The sequence below is a fragment of the Mesobacillus jeotgali genome (assembly GCF_014856545.2).
In the GTDB taxonomy this organism is placed as follows: domain Bacteria; phylum Bacillota; class Bacilli; order Bacillales; family Cytobacillaceae; genus Mesobacillus.
Genome location: NZ_CP109811.1, coordinates 1,795,502 through 1,818,295, shown reverse-complemented (window position 1 = coordinate 1,818,295; position 22,794 = coordinate 1,795,502). Strand labels below are relative to the sequence as shown.

17 protein-coding genes and 1 pseudogene are annotated in these 22,794 nt (G+C 43.5%); all 18 read right to left on the bottom strand.

Annotated features, from left to right (window positions below; all coding sequences use genetic code 11):
- Nucleotides 1-71: 71 nt before the first annotated feature.
- The gene (locus FOF60_RS08990; RefSeq protein ID WP_192470377.1) at nt 72-1,037 is read right to left on the bottom strand and encodes a polysaccharide deacetylase family protein; all 966 of its coding nucleotides are present in this window, start codon (nt 1,035-1,037) and stop codon (nt 72-74) included.
- 246 nt (nt 1,038-1,283) lie between these two features.
- Nucleotides 1,284-3,401: a polyribonucleotide nucleotidyltransferase gene (gene pnp / locus FOF60_RS08985; RefSeq protein WP_192470376.1), complete on the bottom strand. Its 2,118-nt coding sequence runs from the start codon at nt 3,399-3,401 to the stop codon at nt 1,284-1,286.
- 456 nt (nt 3,402-3,857) lie between these two features.
- Nucleotides 3,858-4,127: a 30S ribosomal protein S15 gene (rpsO, locus tag FOF60_RS08980; RefSeq protein WP_023614845.1), complete on the bottom strand. Its 270-nt coding sequence runs from the start codon at nt 4,125-4,127 to the stop codon at nt 3,858-3,860.
- A gap of 122 nt (nt 4,128-4,249) precedes the next feature.
- Nucleotides 4,250-5,203, bottom strand: coding sequence for a bifunctional riboflavin kinase/FAD synthetase (ribF, locus tag FOF60_RS08975; protein WP_192470375.1), 954 nt, complete (start codon nt 5,201-5,203; stop codon nt 4,250-4,252).
- A 105-nt stretch (nt 5,204-5,308) separates the two neighbouring features.
- Nucleotides 5,309-6,226, bottom strand: coding sequence for a tRNA pseudouridine(55) synthase TruB (gene truB, locus FOF60_RS08970; RefSeq protein WP_192470374.1), 918 nt, complete (start codon nt 6,224-6,226; stop codon nt 5,309-5,311).
- Nucleotides 6,227-6,339: 113 nt separating this feature from the next.
- Nucleotides 6,340-6,720 carry a 30S ribosome-binding factor RbfA gene (rbfA, locus tag FOF60_RS08965; protein WP_192470373.1) on the bottom strand — a complete coding sequence of 127 codons (381 nt, stop codon included), beginning with the start codon at nt 6,718-6,720 and terminating at the stop codon, nt 6,340-6,342.
- Nucleotides 6,721-6,739: 19 nt separating this feature from the next.
- Nucleotides 6,740-7,021 (bottom strand): DUF503 domain-containing protein, encoded by a 282-nt coding sequence (locus FOF60_RS08960; RefSeq protein WP_192470372.1) that lies wholly within the window; start codon nt 7,019-7,021, stop codon nt 6,740-6,742.
- The gene (infB, locus tag FOF60_RS08955) at nt 7,021-9,303 is read right to left on the bottom strand and encodes a translation initiation factor IF-2 (RefSeq protein ID WP_192470371.1); all 2,283 of its coding nucleotides are present in this window, start codon (nt 9,301-9,303) and stop codon (nt 7,021-7,023) included. Before infB ends, FOF60_RS08960 begins: the two co-directional genes overlap by 1 nt.
- A gap of 19 nt (nt 9,304-9,322) precedes the next feature.
- A complete protein-coding gene (locus FOF60_RS08950) occupies nt 9,323-9,625 on the bottom strand; it encodes a YlxQ family RNA-binding protein (RefSeq protein WP_041967213.1) in 303 nt (100 codons plus the stop codon).
- Nucleotides 9,625-9,906 (bottom strand): RNase P modulator RnpM, encoded by a 282-nt coding sequence (gene rnpM, locus FOF60_RS08945; RefSeq protein WP_102265029.1) that lies wholly within the window; start codon nt 9,904-9,906, stop codon nt 9,625-9,627. Before rnpM ends, FOF60_RS08950 begins: the two co-directional genes overlap by 1 nt.
- Before the next feature lie 16 nt (nt 9,907-9,922).
- Nucleotides 9,923-11,032 (bottom strand): transcription termination factor NusA, encoded by a 1,110-nt coding sequence (gene nusA / locus FOF60_RS08940; protein WP_192470370.1) that lies wholly within the window; start codon nt 11,030-11,032, stop codon nt 9,923-9,925.
- Between the two features lie 202 nt (nt 11,033-11,234).
- Nucleotides 11,235-11,705, bottom strand: coding sequence for a ribosome maturation factor RimP (gene rimP, locus FOF60_RS08935; protein WP_192470369.1), 471 nt, complete (start codon nt 11,703-11,705; stop codon nt 11,235-11,237).
- Between the two features lie 212 nt (nt 11,706-11,917).
- On the bottom strand, nt 11,918-16,243 hold the full coding sequence (locus tag FOF60_RS08930) for a PolC-type DNA polymerase III (RefSeq protein ID WP_192470368.1): 4,326 nt from the start codon (nt 16,241-16,243) through the stop codon (nt 11,918-11,920).
- Between the two features lie 618 nt (nt 16,244-16,861).
- A pseudogene (locus tag FOF60_RS08925) lies at nt 16,862-18,564 on the bottom strand (proline--tRNA ligase).
- Nucleotides 18,565-18,649: 85 nt separating this feature from the next.
- Entirely contained in the window at nt 18,650-19,912 is a 1,263-nt protein-coding gene (gene rseP / locus FOF60_RS08920) for an RIP metalloprotease RseP (RefSeq protein ID WP_192470367.1), read from the bottom strand.
- A 51-nt stretch (nt 19,913-19,963) separates the two neighbouring features.
- On the bottom strand, nt 19,964-21,106 hold the full coding sequence (gene dxr, locus FOF60_RS08915; protein WP_192470366.1) for a 1-deoxy-D-xylulose-5-phosphate reductoisomerase: 1,143 nt from the start codon (nt 21,104-21,106) through the stop codon (nt 19,964-19,966).
- A gap of 95 nt (nt 21,107-21,201) precedes the next feature.
- The gene (locus FOF60_RS08910; RefSeq protein ID WP_192470365.1) at nt 21,202-21,990 is read right to left on the bottom strand and encodes a phosphatidate cytidylyltransferase; all 789 of its coding nucleotides are present in this window, start codon (nt 21,988-21,990) and stop codon (nt 21,202-21,204) included.
- Nucleotides 21,991-22,009: 19 nt separating this feature from the next.
- Nucleotides 22,010-22,786, bottom strand: coding sequence for an undecaprenyl pyrophosphate synthase (locus FOF60_RS08905; RefSeq protein WP_192470364.1), 777 nt, complete (start codon nt 22,784-22,786; stop codon nt 22,010-22,012).
- Nucleotides 22,787-22,794: the final 8 nt, after the last annotated feature.

Sequence of the window (22,794 nt, the reverse complement as noted above, 5' to 3'; positions counted from 1 at the left end):
TGGTACCAGCTGCTAAAATTACTGCATTTACTTAGTATAGTCCATTTAACTTACTTTTTCCAAATACAATGCTATTCTTTCATTTTTTTTGTCGTTACTATCCTATTTTCACTTAATAAACTGGAAACAGTTCCAATTTGTAAATTTTTGGCTTTTATTTGAGTGATCAATTGATCGAGCGAGGCAGCAGTCGACTCTGTTGGATGCATTAGAATCATTGCGCCATTGTGAACCTTCCCCATCACTCTATTGATCAGTCTATCTGGAGTGGGCTTCTGCCAATCGATCGTATCTACGCTCCACATGACGGTCCCTAATTGATGTGCGGCAGCTATTTCAACCACTTCATCCTTGTAGTACCCACTTGGTGGAGCAAACCACTTACTTTTTACACTGGTCACTGCTTCAATAACCTCATTTGTCCTGGTGATCTCCTCATTGATTTTAGCTGCAGAAAGCTGCTTCATGTTTGGGTGTGTGAATGAATGATTTCCTATCTCATGTCCTGCGTCAGCAATCATTTTCGCCATGCCTGGGTTATTCTTTACCCATCTGCCTTCAAGAAAGAAACTTGCCGTCACATTATGCTTCTTTAAAGTCGCAAGCATTCCTGTCAAGTACTCATTTCCCCATGCTACATTAATAATAAAGCTTACCATCGGCTTTTCAGGATGTCCTTTATAGATGGCCGAAGGCGGCAAATCATTTAAATGTACTTGAGGCGGCACCTGCTTGAAGACTAGCTTTTCCGGATCAAATTCGCCTTCCTTCTCCATCTTGTTAAAAGACTTTTTGATATCTACTTTAAGCCCATTGTAGCCGGGAACTACCTTCCAGACAGGATCTTTCCTGGCATCGGATGGTTCAATTTCATATTCTTTTGCTTTCAATTCAATTTCTGACATTAATGAATTCTTATTGCCAGCCACTTCAAGTGCCCCGGTTTTAAGTCCTGAAACATATGTATGGGAGAATGGATTATTCACCATGATCCACGCAGCAATCAATAAAACAGAAATTAATACAAACTTTCGCATTTAATTTGCCTCCTCCTCTGTTAAGCCCACTCGAAAATATTGCATGATGTACAAAAAGAGCCTTATTTTACTCTATGAAACAGAAGGACAAGGTAGAACGAAAGACAGTCGTGAATGAACAAGAAAAGAGAGGATCTTGGCTACGTAAATATTAAAAACTGCTGCTGATCGAGCAGAGCTTTGGGGTGTTAAGATGGGGGCATAGAAAAAAATAAAAAGGCCGGGACTGCACCCGGCCTTTACTGGTTAAGATTGTTTTTCAGCTTTTTCACGCTGCTCTTTTAATACTGCTTTGCGTGAAAGATTGACTCTGCCTTGTTTGTCGATTTCAGTTACCTTGACCAGTAGTTCATCTCCCAGCTTCAGGACATCCTCTACCTTACCTACTCGCTCTTCAGCAAGCTCAGAGATATGGACTAAACCGTCTTTACCAGGGAAGATTTCAACGAACGCACCAAATTTTTCAATGCGGCGGACTTTTCCAAGGTACATTTCTCCAACTTCGACTTCACGGACAATGTCTTCGATAATTTTCTTTGCTCTTTGGATCATATCTTCATCTACTGAACCGATAAATACCGTACCATCTTGTTCGATGTCGATTTTTACGCCTGTTTCTTCAATGATTTTATTGATTTGTTTTCCGCTTGGTCCAATGACGTCACGGATTTTATCAGGCTTGATCCACATAGTGATGATTTTTGGTGCATATTTTGAAAGCTGTTCACGTGGTTCTTTTATTGTCGCCAGCATGGAATCAAGGATATGCATGCGGCCTTTTTTCGCCTGTTGTAAGGCTTCTTCAAGAATCTCACGGGATAATCCTTCAATCTTGATATCCATCTGCAATGCTGTAACACCCTTTGCAGTTCCAGCTACTTTGAAGTCCATGTCGCCAAGGTGATCTTCCATACCCTGGATATCAGAAAGAATAGAATAATGTTCTCCTGATTTGATCAGACCCATTGCAATACCGGCAACCGGTGCTTTAATTGGCACCCCTGCATCCATAAGAGCTAATGTACTAGCACAAATACTTGCCTGTGAAGTAGAACCATTTGATTCAAGCACTTCGGATACAAGTCGGACAGTGTATGGGAAGTCTTTCTCATTCGGGATCACAGGTTCGAGGGCTCTTTCACCAAGTGCACCGTGGCCAATTTCACGTCGTCCCGGCCCACGAATCGGACCTGTTTCACCAACAGAGAATAATGGGAAATTATAATGGTGCATGAATCGTTTTTCTTCTTCGATACCAAGACCATCAAGAATCTGCACATCGCCCATTGCGCCAAGTGTACAGATGCTTAGAGCCTGGGTTTGTCCCCTTGTGAACAATCCAGAACCATGTGTTCTAGGAAGCAAGCCTACCTCAGAAGAAAGCGGTCGGATCTCATCGACTCCACGTCCGTCTGGACGTACTTTTTCTTCCGTAATCAAGCGGCGAACCTCACCTTTAACAATTTTATCAAGGATTTGTTTCACTTGCTTAAGCTTGTCTTCATCCGCATCTTGCTCTTCATAGCGAGCGATGACGGCATTTTTCACTTCTTTGATCGCATCTTCACGAGCATGCTTTTCCTGTACCTGGATAGCTGAAATCATATCCTGCTCACAAATTCCGCGAACTTCAGCTTCAAGTTCTTTATCTAATTCAAAAAGTTTAATTTCTCTTTTTTCTTTACCAACCTGCGCGACGATTTCCTGTTGGAAGGCAATTAAACGCTTGATTTCATCATGTCCAAACATGATTGCTTCAAGCATGACCTCTTCAGGAACCTCTTCCGCACCTGCTTCAACCATGTTGATTGCATCCATTGTACCTGCAACAACCAGATGCATATCACTCTTTTCTGTTTCTTCTACAGATGGATTGATCACAAACTTGCCATCAATTCTTCCCACTGTGACACCAGCGATTGGTCCACCAAATGGGATATCTGAAACAGAAAGTGCTAATGAAGATCCAAACATAGCAGCCATTTCTGATGAGCAGTCCTGGTCAACACTCATGACAATGCTGATTACCTGAACATCGTTGCGGAATCCATCCGGGAATAATGGACGGATCGGACGGTCAATTAATCGGCTCGCAAGAATCGCCTTTTCACTTGGACGTCCTTCACGTTTAATGAAGCCGCCTGGAATTTTTCCGACAGCATATAGTCTTTCTTCATAATTGACTGTCAAAGGGAAGAAATCTAAATTCTTCGGTTCTTTTGACGCAGTCGCTGTGCTTAATACAGCCGTATCTCCGTAACGGACAAGGACTGCACCACTCGCTTGCTTTGCAAGCTGTCCAATTTCAACTGTAAGCTTGCGTCCTGCCCAGTCGAAGGAAAAACTTTGTTTTTCTTGTTCCATGCTTTTTAGCCCCTCTCTACCACTAAGTACACCCTGGCTCTGCCCGGGCATTTGTAATTTTCAAGTATAAACTTTCACACTTAGATCAGTGTCCAGCTCCAGCGCCTAGCCCTTCGAGACGCTTCGGTCCGCCCAATGAAGTCAAAGAACGACTTCACTGGTCGGCCCTCCACCGCTTGTCAGGGCTGACCAAGGCGCTTGCGCTTTTTATTTAAAACAGCACAAACGCATGTCTTATATAACAAATATACCTTTATAATGAATGATAAAACCCATGAACTTCCCCAACAGCCCGTTTTACAAAGTTTGTCCCAACAAAGCAAATGGGTGTGCCATGTTAAAATGTCTTTTATGTTATATTATGCTCCAAAAAGGAGCGCTTCATATCAATCAATCGTTATGTACCTGCAAAAAATTTGCCTAATAAAAAAGCGGGAAAAATCCCGCTTTTACAGACTATCTACGTAGACCAAGCTTGTTGATTAACTCGCGGTAGCGAGCAACGTCCTTGTTACGAAGGTAAGTCAAAAGATTACGACGCTTACCTACCATTTTTAAAAGACCGCGACGTGAGTGGTGGTCCTTCTTGTGAACGCGCAAGTGATCGTTCAATGTGTTGATTTCTGCAGTAAGGACAGCGATTTGAACTTCTGGAGATCCAGTATCACTTTCGTGAGTCTTGAATTCGTTGATAAGTTCGTTTTTACGTTCTTTTGTGATTGCCATCCGTTTCACCTCCATTTAATAATCCCCTGTTACCGAGCAAGCGTCGGTGACTCGACTTGCCAAGCAAAGGTTCTTTTTTGATACGTTAATAAGAATACATCTTTTTACGACAAAAAGCAAGTCTAACCCTTGTTTTTTTCAAAGTATAGAACGGCTTCTTGCTTATCTTTTTCGATTTGGGCAATTAACTGCTGGATTCCCTCGAATTTCCGTTCACTTCTGAGGCGCAGATGCCACTCTATTGTTGCAGTTTCACCGTAAATCTCTTTATTAAAGTTGAAGATGTGGACTTCGACAGTAGGTTTGTCCTTTTTCTCCTTGTGAAAGGTTGGTTTATAACCAACATTGCAAACACCTTCATGCCATGCTCCCTCTACCTGAATCTTAACAGCGTATACTCCAGTAGGAGGGAGAATGTACTGCTCATCGATGCTTACATTCGCTGTTGGGAAACCGATCGTACGCCCCCTGCGATCTCCATGTACAACCGTACCCTCTGTTGTATAAAATCTCCCAAGCAAGCCTGGCATCTTATCTACCTTGCCGTCACGTAAAAAAGTACGGATCAAGGTAGAGCTAACCTTTTCTTCTTCACTAGTAGACAGCTTGGATACCACAGTGAAATCGAACTTGCCTCTGGAATGGAACTGGATCGTCTCCATATTTCCTTTTCCCATTTTTCCGTATGAATAGTCGAATCCTGCCACGACATGGTGTACATTCAAACCAATGATGTATTGATCAATAAATTCCTGGGGCAATAGACTCGAGAATTCGGTTGTGAAATGAACAACAAATAGGTAATCCACGCCCATTGCTTCGATTGTTCTAGCCTTATCATTTAATGGGGTGATATATTCCATGTGCTGAACACTTTTGCCAAGAACGACAGAGGGATGAGGATCAAAGGTCATGACCGCACTTTTCAACCCTTTAGCTTCAGCCTCTTTTTTTGCTTCCTCGATAACCTGCTGGTGGCCTAGATGAACTCCGTCGAAATAGCCCAGTGCCACGGCCATTGGAGGAAAATCTTCTTTATTATATGCATGAGGATGGTTTAGCTTAATCATTTCCACGATATTACTCACCTTTTCTGACCCAGCTGCTCTCTTTATCAAGACTTTAGAGTTCACATCACTAATTTGCAAAATAAACAAATTATACAGTGATGACCTATTGATCTATTGATCATTTCTCAAAACTTTATCAGGTTTCATCATCCCTATTTTTGTTGGATGTGCCCTGTAAATGGCGAGCGCTTTTCCGTCTTCTGTTTCTACTATAATGGGACCGCTATTCCCCGCATATTCCTCCGGGATAGGAAGCAGGGCTCCATTTTTCACTTTCTCTGCTACTTTATCATTAATGCGATATTTCGGCAAATAAGAAATACCAGCTTCCAATGGGTGCAGGGAAGCTGCCAGATTGCCTTCTTCAGCCAATTCCTCGAGCTGTTCGAACGTATAGCAGTCCTCAATAGTGAAGTCAGCGGATTGAATTCTCACAAGGGAAGACATATGGGCAGGATATCCTAATTTTTCACCAATGGTCACTGCCAATGTCCGAATGTATGTCCCCTTACTGCAGGAAACTCGGAATTTAAAACTAATCTGATCACCTTCAAATGAATCTCTATCATCAAGCAGCTCTATCTTATAAATGGTGACCTTCCTGGTTGGCCTTTCAACTTCAATACCTTGTCTCGCGTATTCATATAGTTTTTTTCCATTAACTTTTACGGCTGAATACATAGGGGGAGTCTGAGCAATTTCGCCTGTCAGTGATTGGAGGACTTCTTCGACCTCTGTCCTTGTGATTACCCTGTCCACTGCTTTTTCCTCAACCTTCTCACCTGATGAATCTTCCGTAGTTGTCGTGAAGCCCAGGGTGACTTCCCCCTCATATGCTTTTCCTGCGTCAGTAATGTATTCGGCTATTTTTGTCGCCTTGCCAACACATATAGGCAGTACTCCAGTCACATCCGGATCAAGAGTGCCCGTATGCCCGACCTTCTTCGTTCTTAATATTTTCCTGAGTTTAAACACACAATCATGCGAAGTCATTCCCGCTGGTTTAAAAAGAGGCAGAATCCCTTCCATTTTCTTTTTCCTCGATTCTTTTATGTATTATTAGTTTATACACCGCTTATCGAAAAAAATGGATAGACAAAAGTGTCTATCCATTTTTCATATCAAGATCTACGGCGGACCGCTTAATCATTATCCTTTTCTTGCTCATCTTCTCCAGGCTGCTCTTCCCTCTGCAGCTCATGGATCAGTGAATTAATGCGATTACCATAAGCCATCGTTTCATCAAATTCAAAGATCAGTTCAGGAGTCTTTCTGAGGCGGATTCGCTGGCCGATTTCTGTCCTGATGAAGCCCTTGGCCTTCGCTAATCCTTTAAGAGTGTCTTCCCTCTGTTGTTCGTCGCCTAAAACAGAAATATACACTTTTGCCTGCTGAAGATCCCCTGTAACCTCGACATCCGTTACTGTTACGAAACCTACTCGCGGATCCTTGATTTTACGGCTGATGATATCGCCTATTTCTTTCTTCATCTGTTCGCCAACACGATTTACTCTATGACCCATTTTCAATCACCTCGTTCTATCAAAGCCATTCTATTTCGGTGATGGTACGTTCGATCTCCGGAAAAGAATCAATCATTTTCAAGGCATTCTGCAGCTCTCTTTCAGTGGACACCTTCGATGCTGATACGGCTGCAACCGCAATTGTTGTCCGCTGCCAAACATCGTGATGGTCCACTTCAGATACTGATACATTGAACTTTTGCTTGAGCCTTGTGATGATCCGCTGGAGGACAGCCCTCTTTTCCTTAAGAGAATGAGCATCATAGATGATGCATTCACAGGCTGCTAAGCCTACTACCATTAACGTTCCACTTCTTCCATGATATATGCTTCAATAACGTCGCCTTCCTTGACGTCTTTGAAGTTTTTAATGGTAATACCACATTCATATCCCTGCGCTACTTCCTTAGCATCATCCTTAAAGCGTTTCAGTGCATCGACTTCTCCTTCAAAGATGACGACTCCGTCACGGATCAAACGAACGCCGCTATCACGGGTGATTTTACCATCAGTAACATATGACCCGGCAATCGTTCCGATTTTCGATACCTTGAAAGTCTGGCGGACTTCAGCCTGGCCGATGATCTTTTCGGCATAAACCGGATCAAGCATACCCTTCATCGCTGATTCGATTTCTTCAATCACTTTGTAAATAATGCGGTGAAGTCGGATATCGACGCTCTCTGACTCTGCAGCGCGCTTAGCATTATTGTCCGGGCGTACGTTGAAACCAATGACGATACCGTTAGAAGCTGCCGCAAGTGTGATGTCAGACTCATTGATCGCACCAACACCAGTGTGAATGATTCTTACATTTACACCTTCCACATCCAGTTTTTGCAATGCTGCTGCAAGTGCTTCAACTGAACCTTGGACGTCGGCTTTAATAATTAGATTTAGGTCTTTCATTTCCCCTTGTTTCATATGTTCAAACAAAGTATCAAGGCTGACGCGCGCTTTTTCGCTTCTCTGCGCCTGAACAGCCTGCTGTGAACGGATCTCTCCAACCTGGCGGGCAGTCTTTTCATCATCGAAAACTACAAAACGATCGCCTGCTTGCGGAACATCGTTCAAACCTGTGATTTCTACAGGGGCAGAAGGGCCTGCTTCTTTAACACGACGTCCCAGATCATTTACCATCGCACGGACACGGCCGAATGTGTTTCCGACAACGATTGGATCACCAATTTTCAGTGTACCGTTTTGGACAAGCAAAGTAGCAACAGATCCGCGGCCTTTATCAAGCTGCGCTTCGATTACAGTACCGATAGCATTTCGATTAGGATTTGCTTTATATTCTTCAACTTCACCGACAAGCAAGATCATTTCCAGCAGGTTATCGAGTCCTTCTCCTGTTAAGGCAGAAATCGGAACAAAAACTGTTTCGCCGCCCCACGCCTCTGGAACAAGTCCGTATTCAGTTAGCTCCTGCATAACACGATCAGGGTTTGCAGTCGGTTTGTCCATTTTATTAACAGCTACGATAATAGGTACATTGGCAGCTTTTGCATGGTTCAATGCTTCTACAGTCTGTGGCTTTACACCGTCATCAGCAGCTACAACAAGGATTGTGATATCGGTAATCTTAGCACCACGAGCACGCATTGTTGTGAATGCTGCGTGACCAGGTGTATCAAGGAATGTAATTTTTTTGCCGTTTTCTTCAACCTGGTATGCACCAATGTGCTGAGTGATGCCGCCTGCTTCTCCTGCAGTCACTTTCGTGTTGCGGATTGAATCAAGCAAGGTTGTTTTACCATGGTCAACGTGACCCATAATCGTTACAACTGATGGTCTTTCAACCATAGATGCTTCATCATCTTCTGTGAAGTAAACTTCAAGATCAGTTGTGTCAATCTTGATTTCTTCTTCAACCTCAACCCCATAATCAGTTGCAATCAATTCAATTGCATCCTTATCAAGGTCCTGGTTGATGGTAGCCATGACACCAAGCATAAAGAGCTTCTTGATGATTTCAGACGGCTCACGGTTAAGCTTCTTGGCTAGTTCAGCTACTGTCAATGACTCACTGAAAGTGATCTTTGATGGAAGCTCTTTAACCTTCTTCGGCTGTTGTTGAGCTTGCTGCTGGTTCTGTCGGCCTTTATTTTGGTTCTGCTGGTTTCTGTTCTTATTGTTTTGTTTGTTCTTATTATTCTTATTGAAAGGCTGGGAGTTTCCAGGCTTTTTGGCAGCTGCTGAACTTTTCACCTTTTCTGGAGTTGTTGCGCGGCGCTCATCATCTGAAAAAGCACTGGCTGTTGTCTTCAGCTGAGCTTTTGGCTGTGCCTGGTTGTTCTTTTGCTGGTTTTGAGATTGGTTGCGATTCTGGCCCTGATTAGCCTTTTGGCCTTGATTGCGGTTCTGGGCTTGTTTCTGTCCCTGTGAAGCCTTTTGCTGGCTTTGCTGCTGCTGCTTATCTTCTTTCTTATTATAGACAGCGTCAAGCTTCTTCACGGTGTCATCTTCCATTGCAGTCATATGGTTAGAGACCTCTATGTTCATTTCTTTTAACTTTATAATCACGTCTTTACTCGATAAATTATGCTTCTTTGCATATTCATAAACGCGTGTTTTACTCATATCTTCACCCCCGCTAGAATTAATCGAGCAACGTCAACAGTTTTTTTGCAAAACCCTCGTCCAACAGGGCTACTACAACACGTGCTTCCTTGCCGATCGCCTGGCCGAGCTGATACCGGTCCGGGACTACTTTGTAAGGCACATTATAGGATTTGCACTTGTCGGTAATCTTTTTTGTAGTATTCGCGGATGCATCCGCAGAAAGCAAAATGAGCTTCGCCTTCCCGCTTCTGATTTCTTTGACGGAAAGCTCTTCCCCTGAAATAATTTTCCGTGCTCGATTGGCTAAGCCAAGCAATGACATCCATTGATTTGAGTTCATCAGGATAGTCTGCTCTCCTTTTCGATGAGATCATTCAACTCATCGTATATTGCATCGTCCACTTGAGTTTCAAGCTGTTTGGACAATATGTTTCGTTTCTTTGCTAATTGCACTGCTTCTTTATCTTTAGAAAGATAAGCACCACGGCCTGATTTCTTGCCAGTCAGATCAATGGATACTTCTCCTTCCTTTGAGCGAACGATGCGAACTAGTTCTTTTTTCGGCCTCATTTCACCGGTTGCGACACATTTTCGCATAGGAACCTTTTTGCGGCTGTTCACGATCATTCACCTCTCATTAATCGATGTCTTCATCTTCAAAGTCGTTATCAGCAGTCAACAATGGCTCATTGTCGCGAGGATAAATCCCGGACTCCCTTGCCTCTGTTTCTGCTTTGATGTCAATCTTCCAACCAGTCAACTTAGCAGCAAGACGCGCATTTTGCCCGCGCTTTCCGATTGCAAGTGATAACTGATAATCAGGAACAATGACGGTAGTCGCTTTTTCTTCTTCGTTTACAATGACATCAAGAACCTTTGATGGGCTGAGTGCATTGGCCACAAATACGACTGGGTCTTCAGACCATTTTACAATATCGATTTTCTCACCCTTAAGCTCATTGACGACAGCCTGGACACGAGTTCCACGAGGTCCGACACATGAACCAACCGGATCCACTTCTTGATTGTCTGAGTGGACAGAAATCTTTGAACGGTCGCCTGCTTCACGCGCAACTGACTTAATTTCAACTGTTCCATCATAGATTTCAGGAACTTCAATCTCGAATAGTCTCTTTAACAGTCCCGGATGGGTTCTGGAAACGAAGATTTGTGGACCTTTAGTGGTTTTTTCAACCTTGGTGATAAATACTTTGATGCGGTCGTGAGGCTTATAGTGTTCGTTCGGCATCTGTTCATTCGCTGGCAGGATCGCCTCGATTTTCCCCAGGCTTACATAGATGAACTTAGGATCCTGGCGCTGGACAATACCTGTCATGATATCTTCTTCACGATCGATGAACTCAGAATAGATGATTCCTCTTTCAGCTTCACGGACACGCTGGGTAACTACCTGCTTGGCAGTCTGCGCTGCAATCCTTCCGAAATCCTTAGGTGTTACTTCCAGTTCAACGACATCTTCAACCACGTAATTCGGATTGATTTTTTGTGCATCTTCCAATGAGATCTCCAGACGTGGATCGAATACTTCATCGACAACTTCCTTCCTTGCAAAAACACGCATTGAACCATTGCCAAGGTTCAAATCAATACGCACGTTTTGTGCCTGGTTAAAGTTGCGGCGGTATGCAGAAATAAGCGCTGCCTCGATCGCATCAATTAAGATGTCCCTGGAAATTCCTTTTTCTTTTTCAAGAATCGTAAGAGCATCCAACAATTCGCTGCTCATGAGATATAAATCCCCCTTTTTTACTACCCTGCTTAGTAAGGCTCTTTTCGAAACTCCGCCCTTTGCCCGCCAGTTCACACCTCAAAAACGTTTTCATGTTCCTGTAAAGAAGTATACGTTTAATCATTATGAACCTTTGCCTAAAAACAAAAGATTCGAAACAATCCTTTAATTAATTAACTTAAGATAATTTCTGGACAGATTATGAAAAAGTGACAGCGAGTCTCGCGCTGGCAATCTTATCGAATGGGATGACGACTGTCTTTTTGCGAGTTTTGATTTTCACTTCAACAGTGACGGTTTCGCCATTGTAATCAGTCAATACTCCTTCAAAAGCCTTTTCCCCATCAATTGGTTCATAGGTTTTAATGAAGACATTCTTGCCGATTGATTTCTGATAATCCTTTTCCTTTTTCAGCGGACGTTCTGCACCCGGTGAGGAGACTTCCAAAAAGTAGTTATGCGGGATTGGATCAATGGCATCGAGCTTTTCGCTAAGGCGCTCACTGACGATGCCGCATTCTTCGATATCAATTCCGTTGTCCTTATCAATGTATACGCGCAGGAACCAGTTCTTTCCTTCTTTGACATATTCGATGTCGACCAATTCTAGTTCGTTTTCATTTAAGATGGGAGTTACTAGCTCTTCCACAACTTCGGTAACCTTGCTCATAAAATCCCTCCTTTGACACAACCTCATTACTTAATCACTATTTGGTATTTATCCCCGTAAAAGTGCCTAACAAACAAGAAAGAGCGGGTTGCCCCACTCTCATCTGCCAGAGATATCCTTAGTATTTCCAATAAAAATATAACATAACCAGATATTTATTGCAAACAAACGGCAGTTATAGCTTGCCTTTCCAGAAGCCTGCCGCAAAACAATTAGAATAACGACAATTGGTTCTGATCTGGCATGCCCTCCAGGCAGCCATGGTTGTCGAGGTATTCCAGAATCGTCTTGGAGATCTTTCCTCGCTGCTGCAGGTCTTCCTTGGACAGGAATTCTCCTTCTTCACGCGCTTTGACGATATTAATCGCCGCGTTCGTACCTAGTCCAGGTATCGCATTAAATGGCGGTATCAGCTTATCGCCTTCAATGATGAACTCTGACGCACTGGATTTGTACAGATCTACTTTTGCAAATCCAAAGCCTCGCTCACACATTTCAAGTGCGAGCTCCATTACAGTCATTAGATTTTTCTCTTTTGTCGAAGCGTCAAGCCCCTTGGCGCTAATTTCTTCAATCACCGCCCGGATGCTCTCGGATCCTCGGACCATTGCGTCGACATCGAAGTCATCCGCCCTGACTGTGAAGTATGCTGCGTAATACATGAGCGGATGGTGGACTTTGAAATAGGCAATCCTCACGGCCATCAAAACGTATGCAGCGGCGTGGGCTTTCGGGAACATGTACTTGATCTTTTTGCAAGAATCGATGTACCATTCAGGCACTTTATTCTTGCGCATCTCTTCTTCCATTTCATCCGTCAAGCCTTTACCCTTACGAACCGACTCCATGATCTTAAATGCAAATGCCGGCTCCAGTCCCTGGTAGATCAGGTAGACCATGATATCATCACGGCAGCCGATTACTTCGCTAAGGTTACAAATATTGTTATGAATCAATTCCTGGGCATTTCCAAGCCATACATCCGTACCGTGTGAAAGACCTGAAATCTGTACGAGTTCAGAGAACGTCGTCGGCTTTGTGTCCTCAAGCATCTGACGAACAAAGCGAGTACCGAATTCCGGAATACCAAGTGAACCGGTCTTGGACATAATTTGTTCCTCTGTCACACCCAGGGATTCTGTTCCGCTGAAAATTTTCATGACTTCTGGATCATCAGTCGGAATTGTCTTAGGGTCGATTCCGCTCAAATCCTGAAGCATCCTGATCACTGTCGGGTCATCGTGCCCGAGAATGTCCAGCTTCAACAAGTTGTCGTGAATCGAATGGAAATCAAAATGGGTTGTTTTCCATTCGGACGTGCTGCTGTCTGCAGGAAATTGGATTGGCGAAAAATCAAAAATATCCATGTAATCAGGAACTACGATGATTCCGCCCGGGTGCTGGCCAGTCGTCCGTTTCACACCGGTACAGCCAGATGCCAGACGGTCGATTTCCGCTCCGCGAAGCTGCAGATTATTGTCACCCTGGTATCCTTTTACATAACCATAGGCCGTCTTATCCGCAACAGTACCGATTGTTCCCGCGCGGTAAACATAATCCTCACCAAACAGAACTTTTGTGTAATTATGGGCACGCGGCTGGTACTCACCCGAGAAGTTCAAGTCGATATCGGGTACCTTGTCCCCTTTGAAACCAAGGAAGGTTTCAAACGGTATGTCATGTCCGTCTTTTTTATATTTAATTCCGCATTCCGGGCAGTCCTTGTCGGGAAGGTCAAAACCTGAACCGACTGATCCATCATTGAAGAACTCTGATTTTTTGCACTTTGGACATACATAGTGCGGCGGCAGCGGGTTAACCTCAGTGATTTCCGTCATCGTCGCTACAAAAGAAGATCCTACCGATCCACGTGAACCTACTAGATAGCCATCATCCAGTGACTTTTTAACAAGTTTATGAGAAATCAAATAGATAACGGCAAAACCATTGTCTATGATACTCTTCAATTCTTTTTCCAAACGAGCCTCAACGATTTCAGGAAGGTCATCCCCATAAATGCTGCGGGCCATACCGTAGCTCATGCTGCGCATTTCTTCATCTGCGCCCTCGATTTTCGGTGTGTAAAGGTCATCTTTGATTGGCTTGATGACATCGATCATGTCAGCAATCTTGTTAGAGTTTTCTACAACAATTTCTTTCGCCTTTTCTTCTCCCAGAAACTTAAAAGCATCGAGCATTTCATTCGTTGTCCTGAAATGCACATCAGGAAGCTCATGACGATTAAGAGGGTTTGCTCCTCCCTGAGAGTTGATCAGGATTTTGCGGTAGATTTTATCATTCTCATTCAAGTAGTGGACATTACCTGTAGCAACTACCGGCAAGTCCAGCTTCTCGCCAAGCTTGACGATATTGTTGATGATATCCTCAAGTGCCTTCTGGTCCCGCACTAATTCCAGTTCAAGCAAGTGAGCATAAACAGCCTTTGGATGGACTTCCAGATAGTCATAGAACTGCGCTGCTTCTTCGACTTCTTCCGGACCTTTTTGCATCATGCCTTCGAAAACTTCACCCTTGTCGCATCCAGAACCAATCAGAATTCCTTCACGATGTTTATTTAAAAGTGATCGTGGAATTCGCGGCACCCTGTAAAAGTAATCAATATGGGAAATAGACACAAGCTTGAAGATGTTTTTCATGCCGACTTCGTTTTTAGCCAACAAGGTAGCATGATAAGGACGCGCTCTCTGGAAAGCTTTCCCCTGGCCCATATTGTCATTGAGCTGATCGTGGTATTCCAATCCTTTTTCCGCTGCATCCTTTAACATTTTCACCAACAGATACCCTGTCGCTTCTGCATCATAGATGGCACGGTGGTGCTGTGTTAGTTCAATATCGAATTTCTTCGCTAATGTATTCAATCGATGATTTTTCATATCAGGATACAGGAAGCGGCCAAGCTCAAGTGTATCGATAACCGGATTCTGCGCTTTACCCATGCCGATCTTTTTATAGCCGACATTCAGAAATCCCATATCGAAAGAAGCATTGTGGGCAACCAGGACACAGTCACCTGACCATTCCTTGAACTTTTTCAGTACCTCACTCACTTCCGGCGCATTGCGGACCATATCATCGGTAATGCCTGTCAAGTTGATGGTCGTTGCCGATAAACGGTGGTGAGGATTAGCGAATGATTCGAACCGGTCGATGATTTCTCCGTCGCGGATTTTAACAGCCGCAAGTTCAATGATTGTATCGTATACAGCTGACAGACCTGTTGTTTCGACGTCAAACACGACATACGTATCGTCTGCCAGCAATCTGTGCGCATCATTATACGCGATTGGCACACCGTCATCAACGAGGTTTATTTCCACACCGTATAGGATTTTGATATCATTTTTCTTCCCTGCCCCGAAAGCTTCCGGGTAGGATTGCACAACTGCATGGTCAGTAATTGCCACTGCTTTGTGGCCCCACTTTGCTGCCTGGGAAACCAGTGCGCTGACAGATGACACTGCGTCCATCTGGCTCATTGGTGTATGCAAATGAAGCTCGACTCTTTTTTCGCCTTCTGGCGCAGAATCAATTCTTCCTTTGGGCTTTATTTCATTCACGTCATTTCCAATCATGACAAGATCGCGGACAAAGGTGTCGTTCTGGATGCTGCCCCTTACCTTTAGCCACATTCCTTTTGTAATGCGCTGGTAAATCGCGGCATCTTCCTTATCGCGGGAGAACATTTTTACCATGATGGAGCTTGTATAGTCCGTAATTTTGAATGTCAATAGCGTCCTGCCGCTGCGAAGCTCTTTTGTTTCAGCAAAGAATACATAGCCTTCGACGGCTACGCGGCGCTCTTCATCAACGATGTCTTCAAGCTTGCGGAAGTCAGCATCATCCTTGATTGTAAGTCCAATGGTAACCGGGCCTTCCTGCGGCGCGCCATCTCCCTTGGCTTGTTCAGCTTCCTTCTTCTGCATCTCGATCATTGCCATCAGACCGCGTTCCTGGTCTTCCTTCTCTTTAGCCTTCATGAATTTTTCATATTCATCTGAAGAACTTTCTTCACTTACAACCGTATCAATCGTCAGTAAAGGGAAACCAAAACTCTGGTAAATCTCGGCTATAATGCCCCCATATTTACGCTTAAGTGCAAGTCCTTCGGCTTCATTCCTGGCTGTTAAAATGAGTTTTGTGCCATGGATTTGCGGAACTTGCTCATTCAGGAGCTTTAACAACGGAGGCGCGATGCCATCTATTTCTTTGATGCATGACTTCCAATAATCCAAGATTTCCTTTTCACTGATTGCCTGTTCAAGCACTTTTACCGAGTATGATATTTTCGCAATATGTGAGAAAGTCTGTTCCAGCTTGCCAATGAATGTGTTATACAACTGACAAGGAATGATTCTTTCAAACTGGAAAAAGAAATGCCATTTCCTTGCCTGTTTCTCAATCACTACCCTGTCAATTTCAGCGTTTTGAAAATGAGTGACAATTGCATCTTCTGTTAGCTGCAGCTGCTGCAGCAGGAGCTGAAACCTTTCTTTTTTTCCCGAAGAAAGATCACTCATGGTTATTTCTCTCCCATCTGAAAAGCTTAAATTCTATCTATCGGGCGGAATTGCCCGTTTGAAAACAACTCTGGTTGGATGTATTTCATGTTTAATAGCAAAGGTTATTATAACATAAAATGCTTGTACTTTTACCTGTGTTTGATATTACCATTTGAATCATTCAATAAATATATATATTGTAAAAAAACACAGCGAATCTAGAGCTTTTTTTGATGTATGTATACTGTTATAGAAAGTGAAGACGCGGCTTTAGGACGTGATTAGATGCTTAATTGTACCCTTATGGGAGTTGATTTCATTGCATAAGGGTACGATTAAACCTTAAATGTACCCTCATAGAGATTGATTTCGCTGCATAAGGGTACGATTAAACCTTAAATGTACCCTTATAGGAGTTGATTTCGCTGCATAAGGCTACGATTAAACCTTAAATGTACCCTTATAGAGGTTGATTTCGCTGCATAAGGGTACGATTAAACCTTAAATGTACCCTTATAGAGGTTGATTTCGCTGCATAAGGGTACGATTAATCCATAAATGTACCCTTATGGGGAGCTATAAATCTATCCTCAGTAAATAAAATGAGCGGACCCTGATAAAGGATCCGCCGCCAAATTATAGTTTTTGCAAAATATTTTTCAATACCCCTGCCAAATCATCTTTTTGCACTTCTTGCATTTCGCCGTTTTTGCGGATTTTCACTTCGACGATGTCTTCGCCGGCTTTTTTGCCGACTGTGACTCTTACAGGCAAGCCAATCAAATCTGAGTCTGCGAATTTCACTCCAGGCCTTTCCTGGCGATCGTCAAGAAGCACTTCCATACCTGCTGCCTGCAGGTTGGAATATAATTCTTCAGCTAATTCAGCCTGTGCGCTGTCCTTCATGTTCACTGCAATGAGGTGGACATCGAATGGTGAAATATTCGTTGGCCAAACCAGCCCGTTTTCATCATTGAATTGTTCTGCGACTGCGGCCATTGTACGGGAAACGCCAATTCCGTAGCATCCCATGATCATTGGCTTTGTTCTTCCATTCTCATCAAGGATCTCAGCATTCATTGCTTCACTGTATCTTGTGCCAAGCTTGAACACATGTCCGACTTCAATACCTTTTGCGAAGACAATTGTTCCCTGACCATCTGGTGAAGGATCGCCTTCTTTAATGAAGCGCAGGTCAGTAAATGCTGCAACCTTGAAGTCACGTTCAGGATTAACATTTGTAAAATGATAATCTTCTTCATTTGCTCCGCAGACACCATTGACGATTGCCTGCACAGCATTGTCAGCGATTATCTCAACACTGTCTACTCCGACCGGTCCAAGAGAGCCAACTGAGCACCCAAGTACCTCTTTCGTTGTCGCAGTATCAGCCAGTTCAACAACTGAAGCCTCAAAGTAATTCTTCAATTTAATATCGTTCACATCATATCACCACGGACTAAAACAAGCACATGGCGATCGTCCACTTTGAACAGCAAAGACTTGATGCAATCTTTTGCTTCAACGTTAAGGAAGGAAGAGACTTCATCAATTGTCTTCTTGTTTTCAGTGTGCACTTTTTCTAATTCCCTGGCAGGTTCACTGCTCTTCTCATAAACCGCCGTTACTGGCGCCATTTCGATATTAGCCGCATATTCAGATGTATCGGAATAGGCAATTGTGTCTTCCCCGATATCAGAAAGGACCATGAATTCATGTGTATCCTTTCCTCCCATTGCTCCTGAATCAGCAATAACAGCACGGAAGTTCAAACCGCAGCGTCTGAATACATTCGAATATGCCTGGAAAATTCGCTCATAAACCTCATCAAGGCTCTCTTGTGTAGCATGGAAGGAATACGCATCCTTCATTATGAATTCACGGCCGCGCAGAAGGCCGAATCTTGGACGTTTTTCGTCACGGTATTTTGTCTGGATCTGGTAAAGTGTCAGCGGAAGGCGTTTATAAGATTTTACTTCATCCCGGACAATGCTTGTAATGACCTCTTCATGTGTCGCGCCAAGAGCGAACTCGCGGTCATGCCTGTCCCTAAGCCTCATAAGTTCTGGGCCATAGGAATACCAGCGGCCTGATTCCTGCCATAGTTCAGCCTGCTGCAGGGCTGGCATGAATAATTCAGCTGCACCGGCATTATTCATCTCTTCTCTGATGATTGCCTCGACTTTTTGAAGGACCTTGCGCCCTAAAGGCATGTATGTATAAACACCGCTTGCGTTTTGACGGATGAATCCAGCCCTGAGCAATAGCTGATGGCTTTTGACTTCTGCATCTGATGGTACTTCTCTTAAAGTAGGAATAAGCGACATACTTTGCTTCATTGATTAACACCTCATTAGGATTAGTTCATGTTTTTAAAAATGTTCCTGCCCGGTTTGGCCCGGGCAGGAAGTAAAATGTATTAACTTACAGGAAGAATCTTTGAATATCATTCCATGTGACCACCAGCATCAGCAGCATCAACAATGCGAAGCCGATGAAGTGGACCATACCCTCTTTTTGCTTGTCGATTGGCTTTCCTCTCAGCGCTTCAACCGCAAAGAAGGTCAGCCTTCCCCCGTCTAGTGCCGGGAATGGGAGAAGGTTCATGATTCCCAGGTTGATGCTTAGGATTGCCGCCCATTTCATTAGATAGAAGATTCCGGACTTTGCAACGGTATCAGTTGAGACATAAATGCCCACAGGTCCCGATAAAGCGTCAATCGAGAATTGCCCAGTAAGTAGTTTTCCAAGCATGGAAAAGATCTCTTTTGTCCAGAAGTATGTTTCCTTCACGCCGTAGGATATCGATTTTAACGGTGATTTTTCTACCGGACTGTATACACCGATCAATCCGATTTTTTCTCCTTCAACATCCTGTACTTCAGGTGTTACTGGAAGTTCGATATTCTTCCCTTCACGAACAATCGAGAAATCAAGCTCATTCCCCGGATTCTTCCGGATTATTTCAACAACATCCTGCCAGCTTGATACTTCAGATCCCTCAATGCTGTTAACGATGTCACCCTCTTGAAGCCCCGCCTTAAGTGCACTTCCATCTGGGGTCAACTTTCCCAATACAGGTTCATTTGACGGGATTCCCTGAAAAATGGCAAGGATGATGAAAATAACCATTGCCAGGATGAAATTCATCATAGGTCCAGCGAAGATTGCCATTGTTCTCTGTCCAAGCGTTTTCGAACCGAACTGCCTGTCAAATGGAGCAATTTGAGTTTCCACTCCATTCTCGACAAGAACGGCTGTTTTGCTTATTGGGAAAGATGTCAGCTGGCTGTCATCCTCCCCTTCTTCATAACCTTTAATGAAAAGCTCACGTTCGATATCGGCTTTTTCCACTTCGATAATTCGTGCGTCAGGATACTTTTCTTTATTATTTAGAATGATTTTCTGAACTTCTTCACTCTTGTTAAAAAGTAAACCTACTCTATGCCCTGGCTTGATCTCAATCATTTCGGGATCTTCGCCAGCCATTCTGACAAACCCTCCGATAGGAAGGAGTCGGATCGTATAAGTCGTTTCATTTTTTTTAAAAGAAAAGACCTTAGGACCAAATCCAATTGCAAATTCACGGCAGAGGATCCCTGCACGTTTGGCGAAAATCAAGTGCCCAAGTTCATGGAAGAACACCAGGGCGCCAAAAATGACGATAAAGGCAATAACTGTATTCAAATTTTCTAACCACCTTTTAATAGGATAAGAATCCACTATCGAGACTGAATTTTATAGTAGTGACTTTACATACCTTCTAGTCTCTTTGTCAACCTCTTGAATTGATTCAAGGTCCGGTTTTTCTATGATGTTATGGTTTTCCATTGCTCTCTCTATTAAGTCCTCAATTTGAAGGAATGTGATTCTGTCGTCCAAAAAGGCAGCTACTGCTGCTTCATTCGCAGCATTCATGACTGCCGGCAAAGTGCCTCCCGCCCGTCCGGCATCATAAGCAAACTTCAGGCAGCGGAACCGGTCAAAATCCATTTCCGAAAAGTGGAGCAGTCCAATTTCTGCAAGATTCAACCTTTTCCCTGTAACCAATGGCAATCTGTCAGGATATGTAAGGGCGTATTGAATAGGCACTTTCATATCAGGTGTTCCGAGCTGTGCCATAATACTTGTGTCATGGAACTCTACCATCGAATGGATGATGCTCTCTCGATGGAGGAGGACCGATATATCATCATACGGAAGAGAGAAAAGCCAATGAGCTTCAATGACTTCCAGACCCTTATTCATCATCGTGGCGGAATCAATCGTGATTTTTGCACCCATTGACCAGTTTGGATGGTTCAAGGCATCTGCTTTTGTTACACCTTGCAGCTCTTCCCTCTTCCGGTCTCTGAAGCTGCCTCCCGAAGCTGTGAGGATCAGTCTCTCAATATTCTTTTCCCTTTCACCTTGTAATGCCTGAAAAATGGCAGAATGCTCACTGTCAACAGGGAGGATGGATACGTTATGTCGCTTTGCCTCATCCATGACGATATGACCAGCAGTTACAAGCGTTTCCTTATTCGCGATCGCGATCGTCTTGCCTGATCTGATCGCCTCCAATGTTGGCCCTAAACCAACACTTCCGAGTACCGCATTGACAAGTATATCCGCCTTATGAAAAACAGCAGCCTCCACTAGGCCTTCTTGTCCAAATATAATCCTCACCTGGGGGAATTCTAATTTTAACCGTTCAGCATCGTCTTTCTCCTGAACAGAAACAAGTTCTGGCAGAAATTCAGTTATGATTTTCCTGGTAAGCTCTATGTTTCTTCCAGCAGACATTGATACTAGCTTGAACTCTTCGGGATGCTCCCTGATTACATCGAGCGTCTGGATTCCAATCGATCCTGTTGCTCCCAACAAGCTGATTCTTTTCACAAATTTCACTCCTAATATCTCCAACGGGAAACGGTACACACCCGGTATTATCGAATTCATTAATTTCTTATCTTTATTACGATGCGCTCAAGACATTATAACAAATGGAACAGGTGGATTAACGGCCAGACAAACAACAAGCTGTCGAAGCGGTCAAGCATGCCTCCATGTCCTGGAAGGATGTTGCCTGAGTCCTTTACATTGTAATGTCGCTTCAGTGCTGACTCAACAAGGTCTCCAATTTGGCCGAACACTGATAAAAATGCTGTCGCCATAAGCAGGATAACAGTCGGAACCTTCATATCCCCGAACACACTGAACAGGGCAGCAACTGCGAGTGCAGACACTACACCGCCAAAAAAGCCTTCTGTTGTCTTGTTAGGGCTGATTTCGGGCCATAGCTTATGCTTGCCAATTGCCCGTCCGATAAAATAGGCTCCTGAATCGGTAGCCCAGATTATGAATAGTGAATAGAACACATAGGTCAGGCTTTCTTCTCTAGTTTCAATGAAGAAATAAAAGCCGAGCCCGACATAGAGTATTGACATGATTGAAAAAGCAACATCTTCAAAAGTGAAGCGATTTTTAGTTATGACAGTATAAGTCAGAAATAAAAGCACTCCAAGAAAGAAAAGCTCTAGTTTTGTATAATCAAATTCAACAAGAAGATCGCTATATTGTTCGGGTATCAGGAAAGTCCACAATAACAACAATGATAGAATGCCTGGAACCGAGAAAAGCTTTAAATGTTTCATCTTCAATGCTTCGTATAATGCAACTGATGCTATTAGGTAAACCATTGCAATAAATGGCCAGCCTCCAAAAATAACGATTGGAAGAAAAACAGCTGCTGCTATGACTGCTGTAATGATTCTTTGCTTCATCTATTTATTCACACCTTTTTTATACTCCTCCAAAACGCCGCTGCCGGCCCTGGAATGCTTCAATTGCTTCGACAAAGTGTTCTTCATCAAAGTCCGGCCACAGAACATCAGTAAACCAGAACTCCGTGTATGCAAGCTGCCAAAGCATAAAATTGCTCAAGCGGATTTCTCCACTAGTCCTGATTAACAAGTCCGGATCATCCAAATCCTTGGTCATCAAGTAAGTTGAAAAGACTTCTTCCGTCAACTCACTTTCAGCCATTTTACCATTTTTCACGTCATCGATAACTCTTTTGACGCTGTCTATGATTTCTCCACGGCTTCCATAGTTGAGAGCAAAGTTCAAGACAAGACCGGTGTTATCCTTCGTGTCTTCCATCGCTTTCCCTACGGCCCTTTTGGTATGCTCTGGAAGCTTATCCATATAACCTATCATTTCGACACGGACATTTTCTTCAATTAATTCTGGAAGGAAAGTGCCAAGAAATTCTTCGGGCAGCTTCATTAGGAAATCCACTTCCATTTTGGGCCTTTTCCAGTTTTCAGTAGAGAAAGCATAAACAGTAAGCGTCTTGACACCAAGCTCATTGGCCAGCTTGGTTATTTTACGGACAACCTTCATGCCTTCATGATGGCCAGCAACCCGGGGCAAAGCACGCTTTTTAGCCCAGCGTCCGTTACCATCCATAATGATGGCAACATGAGAAGGGACTTCATTTTCTTTAATATGAAGTACACGATCTCGGAAACCGGCAGGATTTTGATCCTTTTTCCACGGATTCATTTTATTTAACATTGTGACAG